We start from the raw sequence: 22708 nt of genomic DNA, 5'->3' as shown, positions 1-22708 counted from the left end.
GCAGTTTCTGGGATCTCAAGGTGTCACTCGCGCCCAAAGTCCCTTGCTTTGAGGCGGGCTATATATTACCATGTTCGCGAGGGCGTTGTCAAGGGTTTAAGCCCGATTCGGGGCAAATTCGCCCCAAATTCAGGGGAAATTCGGGAAAGCCCTGCCCCAAGACGCCTCGCTCAAAAGTCAACCAACCACACAGCCCGCTGAGGCGCCCAGCTCCAGCCGAGATCGAGGTCGATGCCGTCTCGACGATAGTCCCATCTGAAGCGCGCCCCCTTTGCCCCACGCGGTAGCGCGTAGAGGGCGATATCCAGCAGCTTGCGTCCCCCTGTCAGGGAAGCGTCCCAACGCAGCACGCAGTGCGACGGATAAACGCGCAGCTCGACGGGTCGCATTCGCTCCACTTGCGCGAACGGCTCATTCGGGGGATGCACCAATCCCACACACGCCGCCTCGCCCGCGTTCAAAACGAGCGTTCCGTCGCGACTCACAATCTGCCCCGAAAGCACCGCGACGATGAGAAACTGCTCGTAGGGTTGTTCGCCACGCGGCGCGTCCGCGCTAAACCAAGCGACTGCTACCCAATCCATATCGGGAGTAATCTCGGTTAGCTCATCAAACCAGAATTGCAGCGCGGAGAGACCCTTCCCTGCATTGTGCGTGAAGGACGCCGCCTTGCGCGTCTGCCAACCCTCTTTGGGATGCCAATCAAGGTATGCCGCCTCCACTTGCTGCGTCTGCTTCGTACCAGAAGAAGTTGGGGTTTTCCGCACACGCATCACTTGGCACCAGTTCGGGCGCGTCTCAGCAGGGAGCGGCACTCGAAACGAGCGAGGCTTCCAGTCGACGGGAATCCGTTGCTCCACAAGGCGCGGGTTTCCCTTGCGCGGTTCACCGTACACACGGAACACTCCCCCTTCTGGGCGAAGGATGTAGATTACGCCGTCTGATATCCACCATTCGCTCTCAGCGTCTATCAGGCTCGCTTGTTCCGAAAGCGGTTCACCGTGCGCCTGGAACAGCACCCGCAGCGACTCGGGAACTGCACCCTCTTGAAGTTCCGTGCCCACTTCCTCCACCGAGAAGCTGAACAAGGGGCGTCCGAACCCGTATTTCTCTTCAATCAGCAGGGCGTGCGCGGCATCCCCAAACAAGGGCTTGTTTAGCCACTGCTCAATCCGCTGCGCCTCCGCGCCGACACCGTACTGGATGAGTCCGTTCGGTCGGAAGCGTCTTTCTCCATCGTCGAGTGTGGATGGCGAAGCCTCATCGTCATACACATACCCCATCTGCAGCAAAAGGCTCTCCCGCGCATCGAGCGGCAGCCGAAATATGGGGTTCGGGATCTCCCACCAGTTTGTCAGTAGTACCCCATCTGCCAGCGGCATTTCGGGGATTGTCGCAGGGGTATGCTGCTGGCGCGCGAGGTAACCCCCGACTGCCACAGCAGCAGCAACTCCGATAATTACTGCTCCTCCAACCACTCGCTTCGCAGTTTTGACACCGTTCATAGGAGATTTCCTCCCAAACTGTCTCTCAAGGTAGGAGGCGATTGCCTTGCCGCTAACTGAAGTATACCCCTGAACAAATCGTTTGAATTTAGACCGCCGCCCCGCGCCTGATTGCCGTGAGCCGACGCTTGCTCTCGTAGCAGTAGCGCGTGTCAGGGAACATCTTGTCGGGGTTCAGCACATCGTGCGGGTTGAAGACCGCCTTGACGCGCTTCATCAGCGCCAGATCCTGCGCGGTGAACATCTGATGCATCGAGGCGCATTTCTCTGTGCCGATGCCATGTTCGCCCGACAGGCTGCCGCCTTCGCGCAGGCACAACGCCAGAATCTCGTCGCCCGCTTCCACCACCCGCGCCACCTGTTCAGGGTCGGAGTCGTCGAACAGCAGCACGGGGTGCAGGTTGCCGTCGCCCGCGTGGAACACATTCGCGAGGCGCAAGCCGTATTTTTCGGCGATGCGCCCCGCCTCGCGCAGCACTTGGGGCAGTTTCGAGCGCGGGATGACGCCATCTTGGGTGACGCATGAGGGCGCGAGCCTGCCCAGCGCGCCAATCGCTTTCTTGCGGGCTGCCCACAGTTTCGCGCGTTCCAGCGGGGTGGTCGCGCGGCGCACTTCGCGGGCGCAATTACGCTGACAGATGTCCAACACCCGCGCCTGCTCGCCGTCCAGCTCCGCCTCCAGCCCGTCGAGTTCAATCAGCAGCACCGCCTCCGCGTCCAACGGGAATCCGTAGCCGAACGCCGCCTCCACCGCCTGCAGCGTTAGCGCGTCCATCAGCTCCAGCGCGGCAGGCACAATCCCCGCGGCGATGATGTCCGACACGGTCTGGCTGGCGTCTTCCAGCGTCTCGAAGACCGCCAGCATCGTGCGCGTCGCCTGCGGGTTGGACGCCAGGCGCGCGACGACCTCCGTGACGATTGCCAGCGTGCCCTCGCTGCCCGTCAGCAGCCCCACAAGGTCGTACCCGAACGGCTCGTCTTCCTCGCCGCCCAGTTCCATAATCTCGCCGTCGGGCAGCACCACCTGCAGCCCCGTGATGTGGTTCACCGTGACGCCATATTTTAATGTGTGCGGTCCGCCCGAGTTCTCGGCGACATTCCCGCCGATGGTGCAGGCGCCTTGCGACGAGGGGTCAGGCGCGAAGTGCAGTCCCGCGTGCTGCACGGCTTTGCTTAGCTGGTAGTTCACCGCGCCCGCTTGCGCGCGCAGGCGACGATTGCGCGTGTCCACCCAGAGGATTCGGTGCATGCGGCTGAATGCCAGCACGATTCCGCCCCGCGCTGCCAGCGCGCCGCCCGATAGCCCTGTGCCCGCACCGCGGGGCACAATCGGCAGCCCTGCGCGGTTCGCCAGCCGCACAATCGCCGCAACCTGCTCGGTCGTCTGGGGCAGCACGACCGCCGTCGGCAGGGCTTTCTCAATCGTGTAGGCGTCGCAGTCGTATGCCAGCAGTTGGATGGGGTCGGTCAGCACTGCCTCCGCGCCCACGATGCGCTCCATGTCTATCCGCAGCGTGTCCGAAAGGCTCATTGCGCCCTTCCCAGCAGTAGCCCGATTAGCACCGCCAGCGCGAGGAGCAGTAGGGCAATGATGCTGTAGCGCGCCGCCAGCCGATCCAGCGGCTTCGCCAGCCATGCCAAGTGCGCCAGCGCGAGCAGCGGTGTCAGCAACAGTAGCCCCAGTCCCAGCGTAATCAGCCAGTTCGTCTGGTCGCCGCGCAGCACATGCCACACCCAGCCGAGTGCCATCAGCGCCGCGCTGGCGTAGGTCAGCCGCCGATAACTCAGCGCAAGGCTCTGTTCGACTTCGCGCACATAGGGATTGTACCCGCCGTGCGCAGAGACGCCTTACCGCACACGCCTTTCAAGTTCCCGTTCGATGTCCGCCCAGCGATAGAGCCAGAAGTTGCGCCCCTCGCTGTTCATGGCGACGACCAGCCCTTTTTCGAACGGCGCGCCGAAGTTGTGCGCGCTGGCGTCCAACCCATCGGTCTTGTCCGCGCCCGTCCGCAGCGTGAGAATCGGCTTGCGCTGCACGCCGAAGCGGGGATAAATGTGCAACTTGCTGCCGCCTTCTATCTGCTCGGTGCAAAGCAGGTAGCCTGCACCGTCGGGAGGCGCGTATATCGCGATGCCCTCCTGGTCACCCTCATATTCGGTCGCAAACAAGGCAATCTCGCGCTCAGGGTGGCGCGGGTCGGCGTAATACTTGCGGATGCCGACGCCTTCGTCGGCGTAGTAGACATAGCCGAGTTCGCTGTCGACGCAGATGGCTTCGATTTCGCCCTCGCCGCTGAACGCGCCGAACGCCCGCATGAGCTGCACGCCGACGCGCCTGCCGCGCGTGGGAACCAGCCGATACTGATGCAGGTAGCCGCGCTTCGGTCCCGACTTGCGCGAGACAATCGCATGCACCTCGCCGCGCCCCGCTTGGTGGAGGGCAACCCCCATCGGCATCGCGCGCTCGCCCGATTCGCCCGCGAACACGCGCGCGCCGTCAGGGTCAGTGATGTCCACCAGTCGGCGGCGCGCCGGGTCAATCCGAAAGATGCGGAGGCGGCTGGCGTACCGCTCGGTCGCGACGGCGATATCGACGCGCTCACGCCCCAGCGCAAAGCCGTAGGCAACATCGATATTATTCGGCTGGTCGATGCCGTCAATCCGTTGCAGCATGCGTCCGCTGAGGTCGAACACGCCGATGGCGCCGCGCGGCGCACGCGCCTTGTTCGTGCCTAAAATCAGGCTCAGGCGCGGATCGCGGGGATGCGTCCAAATCGCGGGGTCGTCGGCGTCGTCGGGCAGCGGCATCGTGCGCACCACTGGGCGCACTTCGGGCGTCTCCGTTTTAAGCAGCCGCACCATGACGGTTCACTATACCCCGCACAAGTGTTAAGGATTCGTTAACGCACCTACCAATCTATGGGTCGTCCGCTGTCAGCGGGATTGCCCCGCCCTCAAAAAGCACCTACGGCTTTGCTTCTATTGCAGGCGTCGCCCGCTCGAAAATCTCCTTCACCAACTCCACATCGTCAGGGATGGGGATGGGGTAGTCGCCGTTGAAGCAGGCGAGGCAGAACCGCTCGCGTGGATGCCCTGCTGCTTCCAGCAGCCCCTCGATGCTAAGATACCCCAGCGTCGTCGCGCCGACTTGTCGGCGTACATCTTCCACTGTGTGGTGCGCGGCGACCAACTCGCGCTGGGTCGCCATATCGATTCCGTAGTGGCAGGGGAATCGGATGGGCGGCGCGGTGATGCGCAGATGCACCTCGCGTGCGCCCGCCTCAAAGAGTAAGCGCACAATCTGTCGCGTGGTTGTGCCGCGCACGATGGAGTCGTCCACCACCACCAATCGCTTGCCCGCAATCACCTCGCGCAGGGGCGTGAGTTTCAGGCGCACGCTCTGTTCGCGCAGCCGCTGCTCAGGCTGAATAAAAGTGCGTGGCGCGTAGCGGTTCTTGATTAGCCCGTCGCCGTAGGGAATGCCCGACTCCGCCGCGTAGCCCACGGCTGCAGGCGCGCCCGAATCGGGCACAGGGATGACCAAATCCGCTTCCGCGGGATGCTCGCGCGCCAGTATCCGCCCCATCCGACGGCGCACTTCGTACAGCAACCTGCCGTACAGATGGCTGTCGGGACGCGCGAAGTAGATGAGTTCGAACATGCACAGCGCCTCACACGCACGGGGTAGCCCCTCGTAGGTGTGCAGCCCGTCGGCGTCAATCACGACGATTTCGCCAGGCTTGACCTCGCGCACATAGTCCGCGCCAATCGGCGGGAAGGCGCAGGTCTCCGACGCCAGCACCCACGCCCTACCCAACCGACCTAACGCCAGCGGGCGCACGCCATACGGGTCGCGCACGCCAATCAACTGCGTGGGGGTCAGAATCGCCAGCGAGTACGCGCCCCGCACCTGCCGCATCATCGCACGGATGGCGTCCACGATGTCCGCGCCGTTTTCCAGCGCACGAGCCATCAACCGCACGATAACTTCCGAGTCGTTGGTCGATTCGAACTGCTCGCCTGCAGCCTCCAATCGGGCGCGCAGATGGTGCGCGTTCACCAAGTTGCCGTTGTGCGCGACGGCGATGTTGCCATGCTCGGTCGCGCAGGTAATCGGCTGCACATTGCGCAGCGTGGACGAGCCTGTGGTGGAGTAGCGGGTATGCCCGACGGCGATATAGCCCTGTAGGCTCTGCAAAATCGGCTCCGAAAACACGCGCGTGACCAGTCCCAAGTCTTTGTAGGCGCGGATACGCGCGCCGTCTGAGACGGCGATGCCTGCGCTCTCTTGCCCCCGATGCTGTAGCGCGAACAGCCCAAAGTAGGTCAGTCGGGCGACATCCTCCCCTGGCGCAAAGACACCGAACAGCCCGCACGCCTCGCGCGGCGTATCCTCGTTCCACACGGCAGCATAAGTGTACCTGATTCCCCTCTTCGTCCCCCAGACCAACGCGCTGGGTAGAATCCTTTTGTGAAACGGCGTGCGCTGTGGGCAGGGTTGGCGTTCCTGTTAGGCGTGGCAGTGGCGGCGCGCCTGACAGTGCGCACACGCGCCCTCCGTTTGATTGGGGAACCTAAGTGAACTTTCTGAGGTATACTTATGCACGGAACCGTTCGCGCGGCTATTGCGTAATCGCCTGCGAACGCCGATAATCGTCTACTATGTCAAGCATGGAGCGTACCAACGCGGTTATAGGAGGCATATGTTGAGTAAAAACGCACGCACCTTTTTGACTGTCGTGGGGTTTGTGCTGGTGTTGCTGCTCCTGATGCAATATCTGCGTCAACTGCAGCCGATGGGCACACGGGAGTTGACCTACACACAACTCGTGAACGAGGTGCACCAGCGCAACATTGCCGAAGCGACGGTGCAGGGCAATCGCTTGGTGGGAACCCTACGGGACGGAACGCCCTTCCACGCCGCGCTGCCGCCCGATGGCGCCACCCGCGATAGACTCTATCAGGAATTTGAGAAAGCAAGGGTCGCCCTCAAGTTCACCGAAGACAGCCGCATGCCCGACTACCTCAGCCAGATGTTGGGGATGTTTCTGGTCATCCTGCTGATTGGGGGACTGTTCTGGTTTCTGCTGATGCGTTCGGCGCAGGCGGGCAACAATCAGGCGTTCTCGTTCGGCAAGGCGCGCGCTCGACGCTACAACGAGAACATCCCGCGCGTGACCTTCGACGATGTGGCAGGGGTAGAGGAGGCGAAGCAGGAACTCGCCGAGGTCGTCGACTACCTCAAAAACACGCAGAAGTACCAAAAACTCGGCGCGAAGATTCCCAAAGGCGTGCTGCTGCTGGGACCGCCTGGCTGTGGTAAGACGCTTTTGGCGCGTGCGGTCGCGGGCGAGGCGGGCGTGCCGTTTTTCCACATCAGCGGCTCCGACTTTGTGGAGATGTTCGTCGGCGTCGGCGCGGCGCGCGTGCGCGACCTGTTCGAGACCGCCAAAGCGAACCGACCCGCCCTCATCTTCATCGACGAGATCGACGCCGTCGGACGGCAGCGCGGCACAGGGCTGGGCGGCGGACACGACGAGCGCGAGCAAACCCTTAACCAACTGCTCGTGGAGATGGACGGCTTCGACCCGAATCTGGGCATCATCGTTATCGCCGCCACCAACCGCGCCGACATCTTAGACCCCGCGCTGCTGCGCCCTGGACGCTTCGACCGCCACATCGTCGTAGACCCGCCCGATGTGGAAGGGCGCAAGAAGATTCTGGAAGTCCACACGAAGGGCAAGCCGCTTGCCCCCGATGTGGATTTGGATTTGCTCGCCAAGCGCACCCCGGGCTTCACGGGCGCGGACTTGGCGAACCTGGTGAACGAAGCCGCGCTGATTGCCGCACGACGCAACAAGACGCGCATCACGATGGACGAGTTCGAAGAAGCCGTGGACCGCGTGATTGCGGGACCCCAGCGGCGCAACCGCGTCATCGACAAGCGCGAGCGCGAAGTTATTGCCTACCACGAGGTCGGGCACGCGATTGTCGGCGAACTGCTCCCCGAAGCGGAGCCAGTGCATAAAATCTCGATTCTGCCGCGCGGGATGGCGCTCGGCTACACGATTCAGATGCCTGAACGCGATCGGTATCTTTACACACGCCAAGCGCTGCTGGATCGCATCACCACGATGCTGGGCGGGCGCGTGGCAGAGGAGCTGGTGTTCGGCGAGGTGGGCACAGGCGCACAAGACGACCTCAAACGCGCCACCGAGATTGCCCGCGCGATGGTCACCGAATACGGCATGAGCGAAAAACTCGGTCCTTTGACCTTCGGCAGGCGACACGGCAACCCGTTCCTCGGACGCGACATTATGGAAGACCGCAACTACAGCGAGCAAATCGCCTACGAAATCGATCAAGAGGTGCGGCGCATTATCGAAGAGTGCTACCAGCGGGCGCGCGAGATTCTGACGCAAAACCGCGACAAGATGGATCGCGTGGTGCAGGCGTTGCTGGAGCGCGAGAACCTCACGCGCGAGGAGTTTTTGGCGCTGATGCGCGACGAGGAAGGCGACCAACCCGTGCAGACGCTGGAGCCTGCGCCTGTGGAGCCGCCTGCCACGACGCCCGAAATCGCTGATGAGAGTGGCGCGCCTGCGAAACGCTTGCGCCCACGCGCCGCACCCAGCAGCTAAAACGCGCCCCAGGGGGAGGGACAACCTGGGGCGCCTCGGAGAGGGAGGGACAAGATGCTATGACCGCACTCGCTGTGCCTCGTAGCAACTTTCGTGCCATTTGCCTCGCAGTGCGCCCCATGCTATAATTCTGCGGAGGTCGCTATGCCGCTCGATTTTCGCAGTCGGGACGAAGATGGGTTCTCGATCAAGCGGTTCCTAAAGACGGTCGGGGCAGGGGTCGCCGTGTTTCTTATCTTCATGGCGGTCGGCTACTACGGGCTGGGACCGCGCATCACCATCTCCGAAGAGGGGCGCCTGCAGCTGCGCCTGACGAATACGCCCACGGACGCGACATCCCCCCACCCTGCATCGCCCAACTCCAAGCCGATGCCCAAAGTAGTGGTACAGGAAAAGCTACCGCCCGATGTGACGGCAGGCACGGGCGTGATTATCGGCTCGCGCGAGGTCGCGCCGTTCGATTACGAGCGGTATCAACAAAAACGACGCGAACGCCAATCCAAACCCGTCACACCTCCCGAAGAAACGCCTGCGGACGAGCCGCCGCCTATCGATGACGAATACTTCGTGCCCGACGAATCGGGAGAGCCGCCCGCACCAGAGTCACCTGCGTCACAGCCCGAACCCACGCCTACCGAGCCAAGTCCCCCACAAGAGCCTGCGACTTCCCCACCGCCCCAAACGGAGACGCAAGCAGGCGTCCTGTATCGCGTGCAGGTAGGGATCTACGAGAGCCGCGAGAACGCGAATCAGGTCGCGCAGAGCCTGCTTGCAAGCGGCTTCGAGGCGAGCATCGTGCCGTTCCAACGCGAGGGCAAAACGCTTTATCGGGTGCAGACGCTGGTGACGCGCGACCGCGCCAAAGCCGAAGCGCTCAAAAATCAACTGGAAAGCAGAGGCTTCCCTGCGGTTGTGACGAAAGTGCCGTAGCGTTTATTTGTCCGCCGAAAGTTCCCGCGCCAGCGCGCGCAACTTGGTAAGCGCTTGCTTCTCTAACTGGCGGATACGCTCGCGGGAAGGGCGTTTCGTATGCCCTGGCGGAATCTCGCTCACATCCATCCCCAGATGGCGATAGAGCGCCCACCGCTCGCCAGGGGTAAGATGTCGCTCTACCGTCTCGAATATCTCCGATATCCAGACGCGCTCGATGGCGACGGTTTCGGGGTCTGCCTCTTCAGGGCTGGCGAGCAACCCACCGAGCGGCGTGCTTTGATCCTCATGCGCTTTATGCTCCAGCGAGTAGTTCGCGTGCGCGTACCGCGAGAGGCGCGCAACCTTGCTTACAGGCATCTGCAACTGCTCGGCAATCTCTTCGTTCGTCGGCTCCTTGCCCAGCAGCGCCCGCAGTTCGTTGCGCGTGCGCTCAATCTTGCGCAGGGAGTCGATCGCATGGTTCGGGAGGCGAATCATGTTGGTCTGCGAATCGGCAGCGCGACCAACGCTCTGACGAATCCAGTGAACGGCGTAGGTGCTAAACCGCAGTCCGCGATTGACATCGAAGTTGCGAATCGCCTTGATGAGACCAATTGCGCCCTCCTGCACGAGGTCTTCTAAGGGCGAACCGGGGCGCACATACCGCCGCGCGACGCTAATCACCAAGCGCAGGTTCGATTCAATCAGGCGGTTCTGCGCTGCTTCGTCGCCCTGCTGCGCCCGCTGGAGCAGTTCCAACTCCTCATCAGGCTGCAAGAGCGGGCGACGCAAGATTTCGCCAAACATCGCGTCCAGAGCAGTGCCGCTCAACCCTTGCTCCTGCTCCAACTCCAAAGCGTCACCGCTCCAGAACTCCGAATCAGTATAACAATCCATAGAATAGTGCATTGCTCTAAAACCCCCGCTGGATACCGCATGGGGTCTTACAGCAACTTTCGTGCCAAACGAAGTGGGGTTGCGTCCGAAGCGACAAGCGGGTATACTTGGCGTTAGAGGGAATTTGCCGAGTAGAGGCGCGGGCAAGCATCAGTACGCCGCGAGAGGCGCGCCGACACCGACGAACGCGGCGGAAAGGGCTGCCCGCCGAAGCCGCGCGGAGTCTCGGCGACCGCACGGCTGGGCTGCAAGAGAACATCTTGCAGACTGTCGCTTCGCCCCGCGCGAAGCGGAGCGCTACTCGATCAGGCAGACCGCCTGCTCGACTCACGCTTGCCTCGCTCGCTGCGTTCCCCAACCTGCCCTGCGTTCTGGGGCGACTCGGAGACGACGATGCGGATCGGACTCATCGGCTACGGACGGATGGGACAGGCGGTCGAGCGGGTAGCGACCGCGCGCGGACACACGATTGCAGGCGTCCTCCGCCGCGAGACCCCGCCAGAGGTGCGCCTGCAGATTGCCCAGCAGAGCGACGCGCTGATTGACTTCTCGCTGGCGGACGCCGTGCCCGCGAATGTCGCGCTCGCGCTGCAGACCCGTACGCCGCTTATCATTGGCGTGACAGGCTGGGACGCCCAGCGCGAGGCGGTCGCCCAGCAGGTACAGGCGGCGGGCGGCAGCGTGCTGTACGCGCCCAACTTCTCCATCGCCGTGCAGGTGTTTCTGCAGCAGGCGGTCAGCCTCGCCGCGCAACTGCTGACGCTGGAGGGCTGGGATGTCGCGCTGGAGGAGATTCACCATCGCGGCAAGTCGGACGCGCCCAGCGGCACCGCCCGCGCGCTGGCAAGCCGCCTGCAGCACGCGCTGAACCACACGCGCGTCGCCCAATATCCCGTACCTGCCGACCATCGCTTGCCCGACGCGCAGTTCGCCGTCGGCGTGGTGCGCCTCGGCAGCGAGTTCGGCACGCACCGCCTGATGCTGGACGGTCCGTATGACTGGATCGAACTGACACACCGCGCCAAAAGTCGCGACGGGTTCGCCTACGGCGCGGTGCGCGCCGCCGAGTGGCTTGTCGGACGCACGGGCTTTTATCACTTCGCAGAGGTACTGCACGAAATCTTAGCGCACAAGGAGGAACGCTGATGCGAACACCGCCGTTTCGAGGGCTGGGCGTGGCGATGGTCACGCCGTTCACGCGCGATGGGGCAGTTGACGAACCCCGCCTGCGCGCGCTGGTTGACTGGTTGATTGAATCGGGCGTGGACGCGCTGCTGCCTGTCGGCTCCACAGGCGAGGGCGCAACGCTCACCCACGAGGAACACCGCCGCGTGATGGACATCGTGCTGGAGCAGGCGAACGGGCGCGTGCCTGTGTGCCCTGGCGCGGGCAGCAACGCTACCCACGAAGCCGTCGGGCTGGCGCAGCACGCCAAGCGCGCGGGCGCAACCGCCGTGCTGTCCGTAACCCCCTACTACAACAAGCCCGAGCCCGAAGGCTTGCTGCGCCACTACGCCACCATCGCCGAGCAAGCCGACATCTCCATCATCCTGTATAATGTGCCCTCCCGCACAGGGCGCAACTACCCCGCTGATGTAATCCTGCGCATCGCGGATGAAGTGCCCCACCTCGTAGGCGTCAAGGAGTCGAGCGGCAACATCGTGCAGGCGTTGGAGATTCTCGGCAGCCGTCCGCCAGGCTTTGCGGTCTACGCAGGCGACGATATCTTCGCCGCGCCGACGATGCTGATGGGCGGCGACGGGGTGATTTCGGTCATCGGCAACGAGCTGCCCGAATGGACAGCGAAGATGACACGCGCCGCGCTGCAAGGCGACGCCGAGACCGCCCGCATGTGGCACTATCGGCTCCAACCGCTGATGCAGGCGAACTTCTGGGAGACGAACCCCGCGCCTGTCAAGTGCGTGCTGGCGATGCTGGGACGCATCGAGGAGAGCCTGCGCCTGCCGCTGACGCCTGTGAGCGAGCGCACGCGCGAACGGCTGCGGAATCTGCTGCGGGAGATGGGGATCCTTGGCTAAACGCACTGGTCGGGGCGGGCAGATTCGAACTGCCGACCTCTCCCACCCGAAAGGAGCGCTCTCCCATGCTGAGCTACGCCCCGACCACTCCCCAATTGTACCCAACGGCGCAGGCGGGCGTCAAGGGGTGCGGGCGCATGCGCCGACACATTGTTCACACCTGCCCCTGCTCCCCATCCTCTACCCACACTTGAAAAAAGCAGGCGCACCTCCTGTACACACTCTCCCCCACACCGCACTGTCGCTAACGGGTACAATCCCACTATGAGTCCACTGGCTTATCTCAAGCAACAGTTGGGCACGCTGTCGTGCGAAGAGGCACTGGCAGCCTACCAGCAGTGGTGGGAAACCACGGGACGCGCCCTTTCGGAAACGATAGACCGCTGGGGAACGCCCGCCTTACGCCAGTATAATCGCTACGGCGTGCGCGTGGACGAGATTATCCTACCCGCGGGCTACCCCGAGCTGGTGCAGGAGGGTTACAAGCACGGCGTCGTGTGGCGCGTGATTGAGCAGCAGGACTGGGTTGGCAGTTTCGCGCTGGGCTACCTGACGGCATACTACGATCCAGGGCTATATTGCCCGCACACGGTAAGCCTTTCTACAGCCGTGCCGCTGGCGAAGTATGGCGCGCCAGCACTGAAGGAACGCTACCTGCCCCAGATGTTGCGTCGCGACGGCGCGGCGTGGCAGGGCGCGACTTGGATGACCGAAGTAGGCGGCGGGTCAGACCTCGGCACGAATGTGCAGACCGTCGCCGTGCCTGACGGCGACGCGTACCGACTCACGGGTGCAAAATACTTTTGTAGCAATGTGACTGCGGAGTTGGCAGTGGTCGCGGCGCGTCCGCACGGCGCACCCAGCGGGGTGCGAGGGCTCGCGCTGTTCCTCGTGCCCCGCTACCGCGAGGACGGAAGCCTCAACTACACCATCCGCCGCATCAAGGACAAAATCGGCACGCGCGCCGTTATCACTGGCGAGGTAGACCTTCACGACAGCACGGGCTACCTGCTGGGCAGCGCGGACGCAGGCATCTACCTGATTCTGGAGGTGCTGAACGTCTCGCGTGTGGCGAACAGCGTCGGCAGCGTCGCTCTGATTCAGCGTGCGCTGGACGAGGCGGAGGCATTTGCGCAGCAGCGCGTTGTGTTCGGCAAGCCCCTGTGCGAGCAACCCCTGATGCGCACGCAAATCACGCGCTGGCGCAACATTTTGGATGCCGCCTTCGCGTTAGCGTGGGAGTCGGTGCGCCTGCTTGCCGAAGTGTGGGCGCAGACGCCGCCCTACAACTCGCGCTATCACTTGTTCCGCCTTCTCACGCACCTTGCGAAATACTGGACAGCGGAGCAGGCGGTACAGGCAGCCAAGTGGTGCATGGAGGCGCACGGCGGCGCGGGCGTGCTGGCGGAGTATGGCGTCGAACGCCTCCTGCGCGAGGCGATGGTGCTGCCCATCTGGGAAGGCGGTAGCCATCGCCAAATGCTGGACGCGCTGGAAGTAATCCAGCGACGCAACGCACACACCCTTCTGCTGGAACATCTCGCGCCTTTTGCCGACCCCGCCGAGTTAGATGCTTGGCATAAACGCATCGACGCCTACCTCCAGCAGCCGCTCGAAACGCAGGAGGCGGCTCTGGAGACGCTCATCCCGCCGTTGGCGGCGTGGGTAGGTCAAACACTGCAGACCGCACAGGCGCATAGGGGTGCGGGTTGAGCGTCGGGGAGTATTTTCGTATTTAGACTACCCCCTTGACGCGCCGAATATCCAGTAGGTATAATACGGGCGTCTAAGGACGGCGAAGGAGACGCGCACCTGTGGAAGGGCTATTCAACGCGCTTTGGGTGTTCACGCAAACGGGTGTAGGGGCGCATGTGCCGCCGCCCGTTTTTTCTGTGCTATCAGGGATTGCCGCGCTCGCGCTGCTGCTGTTCGCCATCTCGGCGACGCGCAACATGCAGCGTCGCCCCGGACGCCTCCAAAACCTCGCAGAAATCATTTACGAATTCTTCGATAACTTGGCAATCAGCGTCGTCGGCGAACACGGACGCAAATATGTCCCCCTTGCAGGCACGATTTTCCTGTTCGTCTTGTTCAGCAACTTGATGGGCTTGATTCCGCCTGGAATCGCGCCCACCGCAAGTTTAAACACCACGATTGCCCTCGCGCTGATTGTGATTGTTTATGTGCAGTATGAGGGCATCCGTGCGCGGGGCATCGGCGGCTACCTGAAGCACTTTGCGCGTTGGGGCGAGGTGCCCATCCTGCTGTCACCGCTGCTGTTCGTCATCGAAATCGTGAGCGAGTTGGCAAAGCCCGTCTCGCTCTCAATTCGTCTGTACGCCAACATGTTCGGCAAGGAGCAGGTCACGATGGCGCTGATTACCGCGCTGGCGATGCCTCTCTTCAAGGCGACCTTCATTCCTTTGCCGATCCAGTTCCCCGTGATACTGCTCGGGCTACTGGTGGCGTTCGTGCAGGCGTTCGTGTTTTCAATCCTGACGCTGATTTACCTATCGCTGGCGACGGAGCATCACGAGGAACATCACGCGGAACATGCGCATGCGCACTGAGACGCTTTCCTCTGCTACAGAGGAGCCGCCGCAGGGAGTTGCGGCAATACACTAAGCAAGGAGGAACACTATGGAAGTAGGTACTGGGCTTTATCTGATGGGACTGGCGTTGGCTGTTGGCTTGGGCTTGCCGCTGGCAGTGATTGGCGCAGGTCTGGGTCAAGGGCGCGCGGTCGCAGGCGCGATGGAAGGGATGGCGCGACAACCCGAAATGGCAGGGCGCATCCAGACGGGTATGATTATCGGTCTGGCGTTCATCGAGTCGCTCGTGCTGTTCTCGTTCGTCATCTTCTTCCTGCTGCAAGGTCGCTTGCCGACCGTCGGCGGGCAGTAAACGAGGCGTCGGGAGGGGCAGTCCGCCTCTCCCGCAGGAGGTTCACGAACAATGCTCCAACTGTACCTGTATCTACCGAACCTGCTCGGCGCGGCGGAAGGCGGCAAGGGCGGCGGACTGCTCGAGCTGCTCGGAATCGACTTCAACATCCTGATTATTCAGCTGGTCGGCTTCCTCGTGCTGCTGTGGTTCATGACCCGCTATTTCTGGAAGCCGATTAACGCGATGTTGGAGGCGCGCCGCCAAGACATCAACGCGACCTACGACAAGATCGAAGCCGACCGACGCGCGATGGAGCAGCTGCGCACGGAATACGAGGCGCGCTTGGCGCAGATTGAAGCGGAAGCGCGCGAGCGCATCCAGCAAGCCGTCGGCGAGGCGCAGCAACTGCGCGACCAAATCGTTGCCGACGCGCGCCGCCAAGCCGACGACATCGTCGCGCGCGCCCAAGAGCAGGCGAAACTGGAAGGCGAGAAACTGCGCAGCGAACTGCAGACCTATGTCGCCGACCTGACGCTTGCGGCGACCGAACGGCTGCTGCGCGAGGCGATGACCGACGAACGCCACCGCCGACTGGTACAAGAGTTTATCGAGACTGCGGAGGTGCGCTAAGATGGTAGACCTGCGTGTCGCCCGACGCTACGCCCGCGCCCTGTTCGAAGTCGCGCTGAAGCAGAACCAACTGCAAGCGACGGCGGACGACTTGCGCAACTTGCGCGGCATCATGCGCGAATCGGACGAACTGCGCGCCTTCTTCTACAGCCCGCTCATCCCGCGCGACCGCAAGCGCGACCGCCTGCGCGCAGCGTTCCGCGAGCGCGTCCAGCCCCACACGATGCGCACGCTGGAGCTACTCGTCGAAAAGCGACGCGAGAAGATGCTCGACGCCGTCTGCGACGAGTTCCAGAAACTCCAAGAGGCGCATCAGGGCATCGCGCGCGCACACATCCAGTCGGCGACGCCGCTCACCGAAGCCGAGCAGAACGCGCTTGTGCAGAAACTCCAACAAAGCACGGGCAAAACCATCATCCCGACCTTTGAGGTGAACCCCGAATTGATTGGCGGTGTGCGCGTGCGCATCGGCGACTATCAGATCGACGGCACGCTACGCGGCGCGTTAGACCGCTTGCGCGACCAGATTATGCTTGAAATCGAACGGCGCGGCGCACGCGCCACCTAAAAGCGAGGTGCGATTATGGCTATCCGACCCGAAGAGATTACCAGCATCTTAGCGAAGGAAATAGAGACCGCCGACGGTAAGCCGATTGCCGAGAGCGTCGGCACGATTCTGCAAGTCGGCGACGGCATCGCCCGTATCTATGGGCTGCCCGACGCGCAGATGGGCGAACTGCTGGAGTTCCCGCACGAAGTGATGGGCATGGTGCTGAACCTCGAAGAGGACAGCATCGGCGCGATCGTGCTTGGCTCCGACGAGGAACTTAAGGAGGGCGACCCCGTCAAGCGCACGGGGCGCATTGCCGAAGTGCCTGTCGGCAAGGCGCTTCTTGGGCGCGTGGTGGACGCGCTCGGACGACCCCTCGACGGCAAGGGACCCATCGTCGCCGACGAGTACCGCCGTATCGAGGTAATTGCGCCCGGCGTCATCACCCGACAGCCCGTCAAGCAGCCCCTGCAAACGGGCATCAAAGCCATCGACGCGATGATTCCCATCGGGCGCGGGCAACGCGAACTCATCATCGGCGACCGCTCCACAGGCAAGACCGCCATCATCCTCGACACCATCATCAACCAGAAATACACGCACGAGACTGAAGGCGAGAAGCCTGTGTATTGCATCTATGTCGCAGTTGGGCAGAAGATGGCGGCGATTGCCCGCTTCATCGACACGCTGGAGCGCTACGGCGCGATGCAATACACGACGGTCGTGGTGGCGTCCGCAAGCGACCCGAACAGTTTGCAGTATCTTGCGCCTTACGCGGGCTGCGCGATGGGCGAATACTTCCGCGACAACGGCATGGACGCGCTGGTGGTGTACGACGACCTGTCGAAGCACGCACAGGCGTACCGCGCGGTGTCGCTGCTGCTGCGCCGACCGCCTGGACGCGAGGCGTATCCTGGCGATGTGTTCTACCTGCACTCGCGCCTGCTGGAGCGCGCGGCGAAGATGTCCGACGAGTACGGCGGCGGCTCGCTGACCGCGCTGCCCATCATCGAAACGCAAGCGGGCGATGTGTCCGCGTACATCCCCACGAATGTTATCTCCATCACCGACGGGCAGATTTACCTTGAGCCGAGCCTGTTCTACGCGGGTATCCGCCCCGCGATTAATGTAGGTATCTCGGTTAGCCGCGTCGGGGGCGACGCACAAATCCGCGCCATGAAGCAGGTTGCAGGACGCCTGCGACTGGACATGGCGCAGTTCCGCGAGGTGCAGGCGTTCGCACAGTTCGCGTCGGACTTAGACCGCGCCACCCAGTTGCAGCTGGCGCGCGGGCTGCGCCTGCAGGAGGTGCTCAAGCAGCCGCAGTTCACCCCGATGCCCGTCGAGGAGCAGGTGATGATTATCTTCGCGGGCACGCAAGGCTACCTGGACGACATCCCCGTCGAGAAGGTGCGCGCCTTCGAAGAGGGCTTCCACCCGTTTATGCGCGAGAAGTATCCTGAGTTGGGCGAGAAAATCCGCCGCGAGAAGAAACTCGACGAGGATACCGAACGCACGCTGCGTCATGCAGTTGAGGCGTACAAGCAACAGTTCCTGAAGGAGCAGGGTCTGGCATGAGGACGCTACGCGGGATGCGCGCGCGGATTCGCGCCGCAAAGAGCATCCAGCAGATCACGCGGGCGATGAAGTTGGTCTCGGCGGCACGCCTGCGTCGGGCGCAAGACCGCGTGCTGGCGGCGCGCCCCTACGCCCAGCGCATGCACGAGGTGCTGCAGGAACTCGGACGCGCAGGCGACCTGCCCGACCATCCCCTGCTGCAGAAACGCGAGCCGCGCACCGTTGGATTCGTGCTGGCGACCTCCGATCGCGGACTATGCGGCTCGTACAACATGAACCTCATCCGCGCCCAGCAGAACGCCATCCGTGAGATGGGGCTAAGCCCAGAGCAGGTGCAGCTCATCTGCGTCGGGCGACGCGGGTATCAGTTTTTCAGCAAGCGCGGCTACCCGATTGCGCTCTACCGCTCGATGCCCACTTCGGGCGCGGGGCTGGAAGACGCGCGCGCCGTCGCCGACGCCGTGCAGCAGATGTTCGTCAGCGGCGCGTTAGACCGTGTCTACCTGATTTACTCACAGTTTATTAATCCCGTGACGCAGCGTCCGACGGTGTTGCCGCTGCTGCCCATCGAGCCGCCTGCAGGCGAGAACGACGGCACGCGCTACGACTTCGTGTTCGAACCGTCTGCAGAGGAGTTGCTGGCGCGCTTGCTGCCCCGCTACTTGCTGACCCAAGTGCTGCAGGCGCTGTTGGAAGCCAGCGCGAGCGAACACGGCGCACGCATGACCGCCATGTCGATGGCGAGCGACAACGCGGGCAAGATGATCCAGGAGCTGACGCTGACGATGAACCGCCTGCGTCAAGCCGCCATCACCAAAGAAATTGCCGAGGTGGTCGGCGGCGCAGAGGCACTCAAGGGCTAACGACGCGCCCGTGTCAGGTATCCTCATGCGGCAATGTTCGAGAGCCTGACTGACAAGCTGCAGGGGATATTCGCGCGCATTCGGGGCGCGAGCCGCCTGGACGAGAAGACCGTCGACGAGGTGCTGCGCGAGATTCGGCTCGCCCTGCTGGAAGCAGATGTGAACTTCCGCGTGGTGAAAGACTTTATCGCGCGAATCCGCGAACAGGCGATCGGCGAGGAAGTCCTCAAGAGCCTCACCCCCGACCAGCAGGTGATTCGCATCGTGCGCGACGAATTGATCGCGTTGTTGGGGGGCGAGGCGGAGCCGATACGCTGGGCAGCACGCCCGCCGACGGTGTTTATGCTCTGCGGCTTGCAAGGCTCGGGCAAGACGACGACTTGCACGAAGCTCGCACGCTGGGCGAAATCGCAGGGGCGCAACCCGCTGCTGGCGGCGTGCGACCTGCAACGCCCCGCCGCTATTAAACAGCTGGAGGTGCTGGGGCAACAGGTTGGCGTGCCCGCGTTCACCCCGCAGCAAGCGGGAACCCAAGACCCCGTGAGTACCGCACAGCGCGCACTGGACTACGCCCGCACGCACGGCTACGATGTGCTGATTGTGGACACGGCGGGACGCCTACAGGTAGACGAGCCGCTGATGGACGAGTTGCAACGGATGCACGCCGCGCTGCAGCCCCACGAAGTGCTGCTGGTGGTAGACGCCACCACGGGGCAAGAGGCGGTTAATGTCGCGAAAGCGTTCCACGAGCGGCTGGAACTGACGGGCGTCATTATGAGCAAGATGGACGGCGACGCGCGCGGCGGCGCGACGCTCTCGGTCAAGGCGGTCGTCGGCAAGCCCGTGCGCTTTATCGGCATCGGCGAACGCACCGACGCCCTCGAACCGTTCTACCCCGACCGAGTCGCCAGCCGTATCCTCGGCATGGGCGATGTGCTCTCGCTCATCGAGCGCGTCGAGCAAACCATGCAGGAGGAAGAGGCGAGACGGCTGGAGAAAAAGATGCGCGACGCCAGCTTCGACTTCGAAGACATGCTCGCGCAGATGCAACAAATCCGCCGCATGGGTCCGTTCGAGCAGTTGCTCCAGTTGCTGCCAGGCTTTAGTCAGATCAAAAGTCAGATAGGCGATATGCCGATTGATGACCGTGCGCTCAAGCGTGCAGAAGCGATTATCCTCTCGATGACCCCGCAGGAGCGACGCCATCCCGAAATCATTAACTACAGTCGCAAGGTGCGCATCGCCAAGGGCAGCGGCGTGAAGCTGGAAGAGGTCAGCGCGCTGGTGAACCAGCTGTTTGAGATGCGCAAGCTGATGAAGCAGATGACCAAGTTCCAGCAGCGCATGCAGAAGCGCAAGTGGTCGCCGTTCGGCAAGCGGCGGTAGCTATTCCAGCGATTCAGCATCCAGCGCGGCGGCGGTCAGCAGCGCGGGGTCGGGCAGCGCGTCTTCCAGAATCTCGCTGGCGCGTGTGAGCGGGTTGCGCCGCACACGCAGGCAACGGTCGGCAGCCTCGTTAATCTCCTCAAAGTGCGAGATGACCAAGATTTGGTCGAACCATGTGCGCAGGTTGTTCAGCAGTTCCATCACGCTTTGGCGGCGTTCGGCGTCCAGCGAGGCGAACACCTCGTCGAGAATCAGCAGCGAGAGGGGCTGCCCCGCGCGTTCAGTGATTAGGCGTGCGAGCGCAAGGCGCAAACTCAGGTTCACGATGTCCTCCTCGCCACCTGAGATGACCGCCTTTCGATGCCCCTCGTCCAGCAGAGTGAAGCGGTACTCCTCGTCGATTTCGAGTTCGGAGTAGCGCCCGTTGGTGAGCGCGGTAAGGAACTCGGTAGCGAGCGCGGCGAGGGTGGGGCGCAAGCGCGTGTTCAGGTCGGTGCGGAAGTCCTGCATCGCTTTGCGCAGCAGACTGTGCATGCGCAGTTGGTGTTCCTGCTCGCGCAGGGCGCGCTGGAGTTCGAGCAGGCGTTCGAGTTGGGCGCGGAGTTGGTCGCGCAGGGCGGTTTGGCTGGCATATTCGGCTTGGCGGGCGGCGAGGCTGCGCTCCAAGGCGTTCACCTTGGCTTCTGCCTGCTGGTACGCCACTTCCGCCTGCTGGTACGCCGCTTCCGAATAGTCTAACTGAGCCACCTGCGCCTCCAGTTGCTCTAAGCGCGTGGTAATCTCCTGCAGGGCGGCTTTTGCCTCTTCGATTTGGGCGCGCAGGGCGTCCCGCTGCTGGATAACGGGGACGAGCTGCAGGCTCTCCTCATAGAGGGGGCGCAGGCGTTCGGTCTCCTCGCGCAGGGCATAGTGGCGCGCGGGGTCATAGCCTTGCGGTAGGCGCGCGATTTCGGTCTGCACCCGCTGCGCCTCGCGTTCGGTCTGCTGGAGTTCGCGCTCGAGGGCGGGCAGGCGGCGCAGCTCGACTTCCAGCGTATGCGCCTGTTGCAGGTCGGGCTGGAGCGCGTCCAGCTCGGCTTGCACGGACTGCTCCTCCTGCGGGTCGTAGACGGGGATTCGGGCGAGCTGGCGTTGCAGGTCGCGCTGTTGGCGTTCTAAGGCGTCTGCCTGGCGCAGTTCGGTCTCCAGCTGGCGCAGGTTCGCTTGCAGTTCGGCAAGTTGCTGCTGGGCATTATCGCGCGCCTGCTGTTGCTGGGCGAGTTGTTCGCGCAGGGCGCGCGCCTCTGTCGGTTCCTGCTGGAGCGCGTTCAGTTGTTGGCGCAGGGCGCGCAGCTGGCGTTCGGTCGCGCGCGCCTCCTGCTGCGCGTTTGCCAGCACTCTGTGATAGGCGTCGCCGAGCGGTTGCCCGCAGGTGGGGCACTCGCTCGCTTCACCCAGTGATTCGAGTTGCTGCACGCGCGCGCGTTGCTGCTGCAGAGTCGCCTGCAGGCTGCGCTGTTCGGCTTCTATCTCCGCGCGTTGCTGGTTCCACGCTTGGAGTACGCGCTGCAGTTCGGCTTCGGTCTCGGCGCAGGCGCGCAGGTGTGCTTGGAGCGCGGCGTCGGCTTGCTTGGATTCGCGTGCGAGCGCGTCGCGCCTACGCGCCTTCGCCTGCAGGTCTTGCAGCTGCGCCTGGACGGCTTGCAGTTGCGCCTCGATTCGGGCGCGCTGGGCGACTTGCTGGGCAATCTGGCGGAGCTGCTCGAGGCGTTGACTCAGTTCGGCGGCGCGTTGGCGTTGGGGCAAGAGAGCGTGCAGTTGCGCCTGCTTCTGCTGGAGTTCGTCGCGTTCGGCGTGGAGTTGAGCGCGTCGCTCGGCGAGTGCATCCAGCCGCGCCTGCAGCTGGGCGCGCTGTTGCGCCGCCTGCGCGAGTTGCTCCATCGCGTCCAGCTCGCGGGCGAGCTGGCGGTAGCGGTCAGCGTCAGGCTTGATGGCTTTGTAGCGCTCGCACGCCGCCTTGAGTTGCTCCCAGTGGACGCGCAGCTCCTCGATGCGCCGCTGTGCGTGCTGGCAGTCGTTTTGCAGAAGGCTGTGCTGGTGCTGCAGGCTCTGATACTGCTCGCGCAGAGCGGCTTGGGCGTCGTAGTGGGCGCGTGCGGCGTCGCGCGCGGCGACAGCTTGCTCCAAGGCGGCTTGCTCCGCGCGCAGTGCGCTCTCGGTCTCCTGCAGGGCGCACTCCACCGCCTGCAGTTGCTCTTGCAGCGCGCGGGGGTCGCCGACGCCATAGCGCAGCCCTTCCACCGACGCTTTGAGTTCGCGCTCTGCTTTCGCGATTGCCTCTGCCGCCTCGCCGACGCGCTCGTAGCCGAGCATCTTGCTGATTTCCTCGCGTCGCTTCTGGGGCGTGTAGCCGAGAAACTCCAGCTCCTTCTGGCGCGCGCAGAAGCTGGTCTGAAACTGCAGATGGTTCATGCCGAGCAGCTGCTCCACCTGTCGGTTAACGGGGTTCGCGCCGCGCGCGAGGGAGAGCCATGCGCCGTCGGGGTTGAGTTGCGCGAGGTCAGCTTCGGTAGGCGTGCGCTTGACTCGATAGCGGCGATTGCCGAGTTCGAACTCCAGTTGCACACGCACCTTCGCGCCGCCTTGCGACCAGAGGAATCGGAGGGTGTCTACCCCCTCGCGGAGGGCGCGTGCGCCGTACAGCGCCCACAGAATCGCTTCCAGCAGGGTGGTCTTGCCCGCGCCGTTCGCGCCCACAATCGCCGTAACGCCCGACTCAAAGGCTACCTGCGCGTGGGCGTACTGGCGGAAGTTCTCCAGCTCCAGCGCAATCAGGCGCATC

At 63.4% G+C, this 22708-nt stretch carries 20 protein-coding genes, 1 tRNA gene and 1 riboswitch; of the genes, 13 read left to right on the top strand and 8 right to left on the bottom strand.

The annotated features are described in order from the left end of the window. Positions 1-170 precede the first annotated feature (170 nt). The 5 genes from NW848_RS04565 to purF all read right to left on the bottom strand — a co-directional run bounded on the left by NW848_RS04565 (position 171) and on the right by purF (position 5910). Entirely contained in the window at positions 171-1505 is a 1335-nt protein-coding gene (locus tag NW848_RS04565; protein WP_414510522.1) for a hypothetical protein, read from the bottom strand. Positions 1506-1593: 88 nt separating this feature from the next. Next, on the bottom strand, positions 1594-3036 hold the full coding sequence (locus tag NW848_RS04560) for an FAD-binding oxidoreductase (RefSeq protein ID WP_414510521.1): 1443 nt from the start codon (positions 3034-3036) through the stop codon (positions 1594-1596). Beyond that, positions 3033-3320 carry a hypothetical protein gene (locus NW848_RS04555; protein ID WP_414420368.1) on the bottom strand — a complete coding sequence of 96 codons (288 nt, stop codon included), beginning with the start codon at positions 3318-3320 and terminating at the stop codon, positions 3033-3035. Before NW848_RS04555 ends, NW848_RS04560 begins: the two co-directional genes overlap by 4 nt. A gap of 33 nt (positions 3321-3353) precedes the next feature. Continuing rightward, the gene (locus tag NW848_RS04550) at positions 3354-4367 is read right to left on the bottom strand and encodes a phytase (RefSeq protein WP_414510520.1); all 1014 of its coding nucleotides are present in this window, start codon (positions 4365-4367) and stop codon (positions 3354-3356) included. 103 nt (positions 4368-4470) lie between these two features. Beyond that, the gene (gene purF, locus NW848_RS04545; RefSeq protein WP_414510519.1) at positions 4471-5910 is read right to left on the bottom strand and encodes an amidophosphoribosyltransferase; all 1440 of its coding nucleotides are present in this window, start codon (positions 5908-5910) and stop codon (positions 4471-4473) included. Between the two features lie 298 nt (positions 5911-6208). On the opposite strand from purF, the gene ftsH reads away from it, so the two are divergent. Both ftsH and NW848_RS04535 read left to right on the top strand, forming a co-directional pair. After that, a complete protein-coding gene (gene ftsH, locus NW848_RS04540) occupies positions 6209-8146 on the top strand; it encodes an ATP-dependent zinc metalloprotease FtsH (RefSeq protein WP_414510518.1) in 1938 nt (645 codons plus the stop codon). Positions 8147-8290: 144 nt separating this feature from the next. Next, positions 8291-9076 (top strand): SPOR domain-containing protein, encoded by a 786-nt coding sequence (locus NW848_RS04535; RefSeq protein ID WP_414510517.1) that lies wholly within the window; start codon positions 8291-8293, stop codon positions 9074-9076. A 3-nt stretch (positions 9077-9079) separates the two neighbouring features. On the opposite strand, the gene NW848_RS04530 is transcribed toward NW848_RS04535, so the two are convergent. Then, on the bottom strand, positions 9080-9955 hold the full coding sequence (locus tag NW848_RS04530) for an RNA polymerase sigma factor RpoD/SigA (protein WP_414510516.1): 876 nt from the start codon (positions 9953-9955) through the stop codon (positions 9080-9082). Between the two features lie 124 nt (positions 9956-10079). After that, a riboswitch (Lysine riboswitch) is annotated at positions 10080-10263 on the top strand. 85 nt (positions 10264-10348) lie between these two features. Between NW848_RS04530 and NW848_RS04525 the strand changes: the two genes are divergently transcribed. Both NW848_RS04525 and dapA read left to right on the top strand, forming a co-directional pair. Further along, positions 10349-11101, top strand: coding sequence for a 4-hydroxy-tetrahydrodipicolinate reductase (locus NW848_RS04525; RefSeq protein WP_414510515.1), 753 nt, complete (start codon positions 10349-10351; stop codon positions 11099-11101). Next, on the top strand, positions 11101-11994 hold the full coding sequence (gene dapA, locus NW848_RS04520; protein WP_414510514.1) for a 4-hydroxy-tetrahydrodipicolinate synthase: 894 nt from the start codon (positions 11101-11103) through the stop codon (positions 11992-11994). The genes NW848_RS04525 and dapA overlap by 1 nt, the downstream gene beginning before the upstream one ends. A gap of 6 nt (positions 11995-12000) precedes the next feature. Here the strand turns inward: dapA and NW848_RS04515 are convergent. Further along, positions 12001-12077: transfer RNA gene (locus NW848_RS04515), tRNA-Pro, on the bottom strand. Between NW848_RS04515 and NW848_RS04510 the strand changes: the two genes are divergently transcribed. The 9 genes from NW848_RS04510 to ffh all read left to right on the top strand — a co-directional run bounded on the left by NW848_RS04510 (position 12060) and on the right by ffh (position 19887). Continuing rightward, a complete protein-coding gene (locus tag NW848_RS04510; protein ID WP_414420376.1) occupies positions 12060-12188 on the top strand; it encodes a hypothetical protein in 129 nt (42 codons plus the stop codon). The genes NW848_RS04515 and NW848_RS04510 overlap by 18 nt on opposite strands. A gap of 70 nt (positions 12189-12258) precedes the next feature. Further along, positions 12259-13707 carry an acyl-CoA dehydrogenase family protein gene (locus NW848_RS04505; RefSeq protein WP_414510513.1) on the top strand — a complete coding sequence of 483 codons (1449 nt, stop codon included), beginning with the start codon at positions 12259-12261 and terminating at the stop codon, positions 13705-13707. Between the two features lie 101 nt (positions 13708-13808). Continuing rightward, positions 13809-14564 carry a F0F1 ATP synthase subunit A gene (atpB, locus tag NW848_RS04500; protein WP_414510512.1) on the top strand — a complete coding sequence of 252 codons (756 nt, stop codon included), beginning with the start codon at positions 13809-13811 and terminating at the stop codon, positions 14562-14564. Between the two features lie 70 nt (positions 14565-14634). Beyond that, complete coding sequence (atpE, locus tag NW848_RS04495) at positions 14635-14898, top strand: ATP synthase F0 subunit C (protein ID WP_414510511.1); 264 nt, start codon at positions 14635-14637, stop codon at positions 14896-14898. A gap of 51 nt (positions 14899-14949) precedes the next feature. Continuing rightward, a complete protein-coding gene (gene atpF / locus NW848_RS04490) occupies positions 14950-15510 on the top strand; it encodes a F0F1 ATP synthase subunit B (protein ID WP_414510510.1) in 561 nt (186 codons plus the stop codon). Between the two features lies 1 nt (position 15511). Then, positions 15512-16078, top strand: a complete 567-nt coding sequence (locus NW848_RS04485) for a F0F1 ATP synthase subunit delta (protein ID WP_414510509.1) — start codon at positions 15512-15514, stop codon at positions 16076-16078. 12 nt (positions 16079-16090) lie between these two features. Beyond that, entirely contained in the window at positions 16091-17638 is a 1548-nt protein-coding gene (atpA, locus tag NW848_RS04480) for a F0F1 ATP synthase subunit alpha (protein ID WP_414510839.1), read from the top strand. After that, the gene (gene atpG, locus NW848_RS04475) at positions 17635-18501 is read left to right on the top strand and encodes an ATP synthase F1 subunit gamma (RefSeq protein ID WP_414510508.1); all 867 of its coding nucleotides are present in this window, start codon (positions 17635-17637) and stop codon (positions 18499-18501) included. The genes atpA and atpG overlap by 4 nt, the downstream gene beginning before the upstream one ends. A 33-nt stretch (positions 18502-18534) precedes the next feature. Further along, the gene (gene ffh / locus NW848_RS04470; protein ID WP_414510507.1) at positions 18535-19887 is read left to right on the top strand and encodes a signal recognition particle protein; all 1353 of its coding nucleotides are present in this window, start codon (positions 18535-18537) and stop codon (positions 19885-19887) included. On the opposite strand, the gene NW848_RS04465 is transcribed toward ffh, so the two are convergent. Further along, positions 19888-22707, bottom strand: a complete 2820-nt coding sequence (locus NW848_RS04465) for an AAA family ATPase (protein ID WP_414510506.1) — start codon at positions 22705-22707, stop codon at positions 19888-19890. Between the last annotated feature and the right edge of the window lies 1 nt (position 22708).

This window comes from Synechococcus sp. RC10A2, from assembly GCF_047502605.1.
The sequence above is the reverse complement of the archived record's forward strand: the minus strand, read 5'-3'. Positions and strand labels throughout refer to the sequence as shown.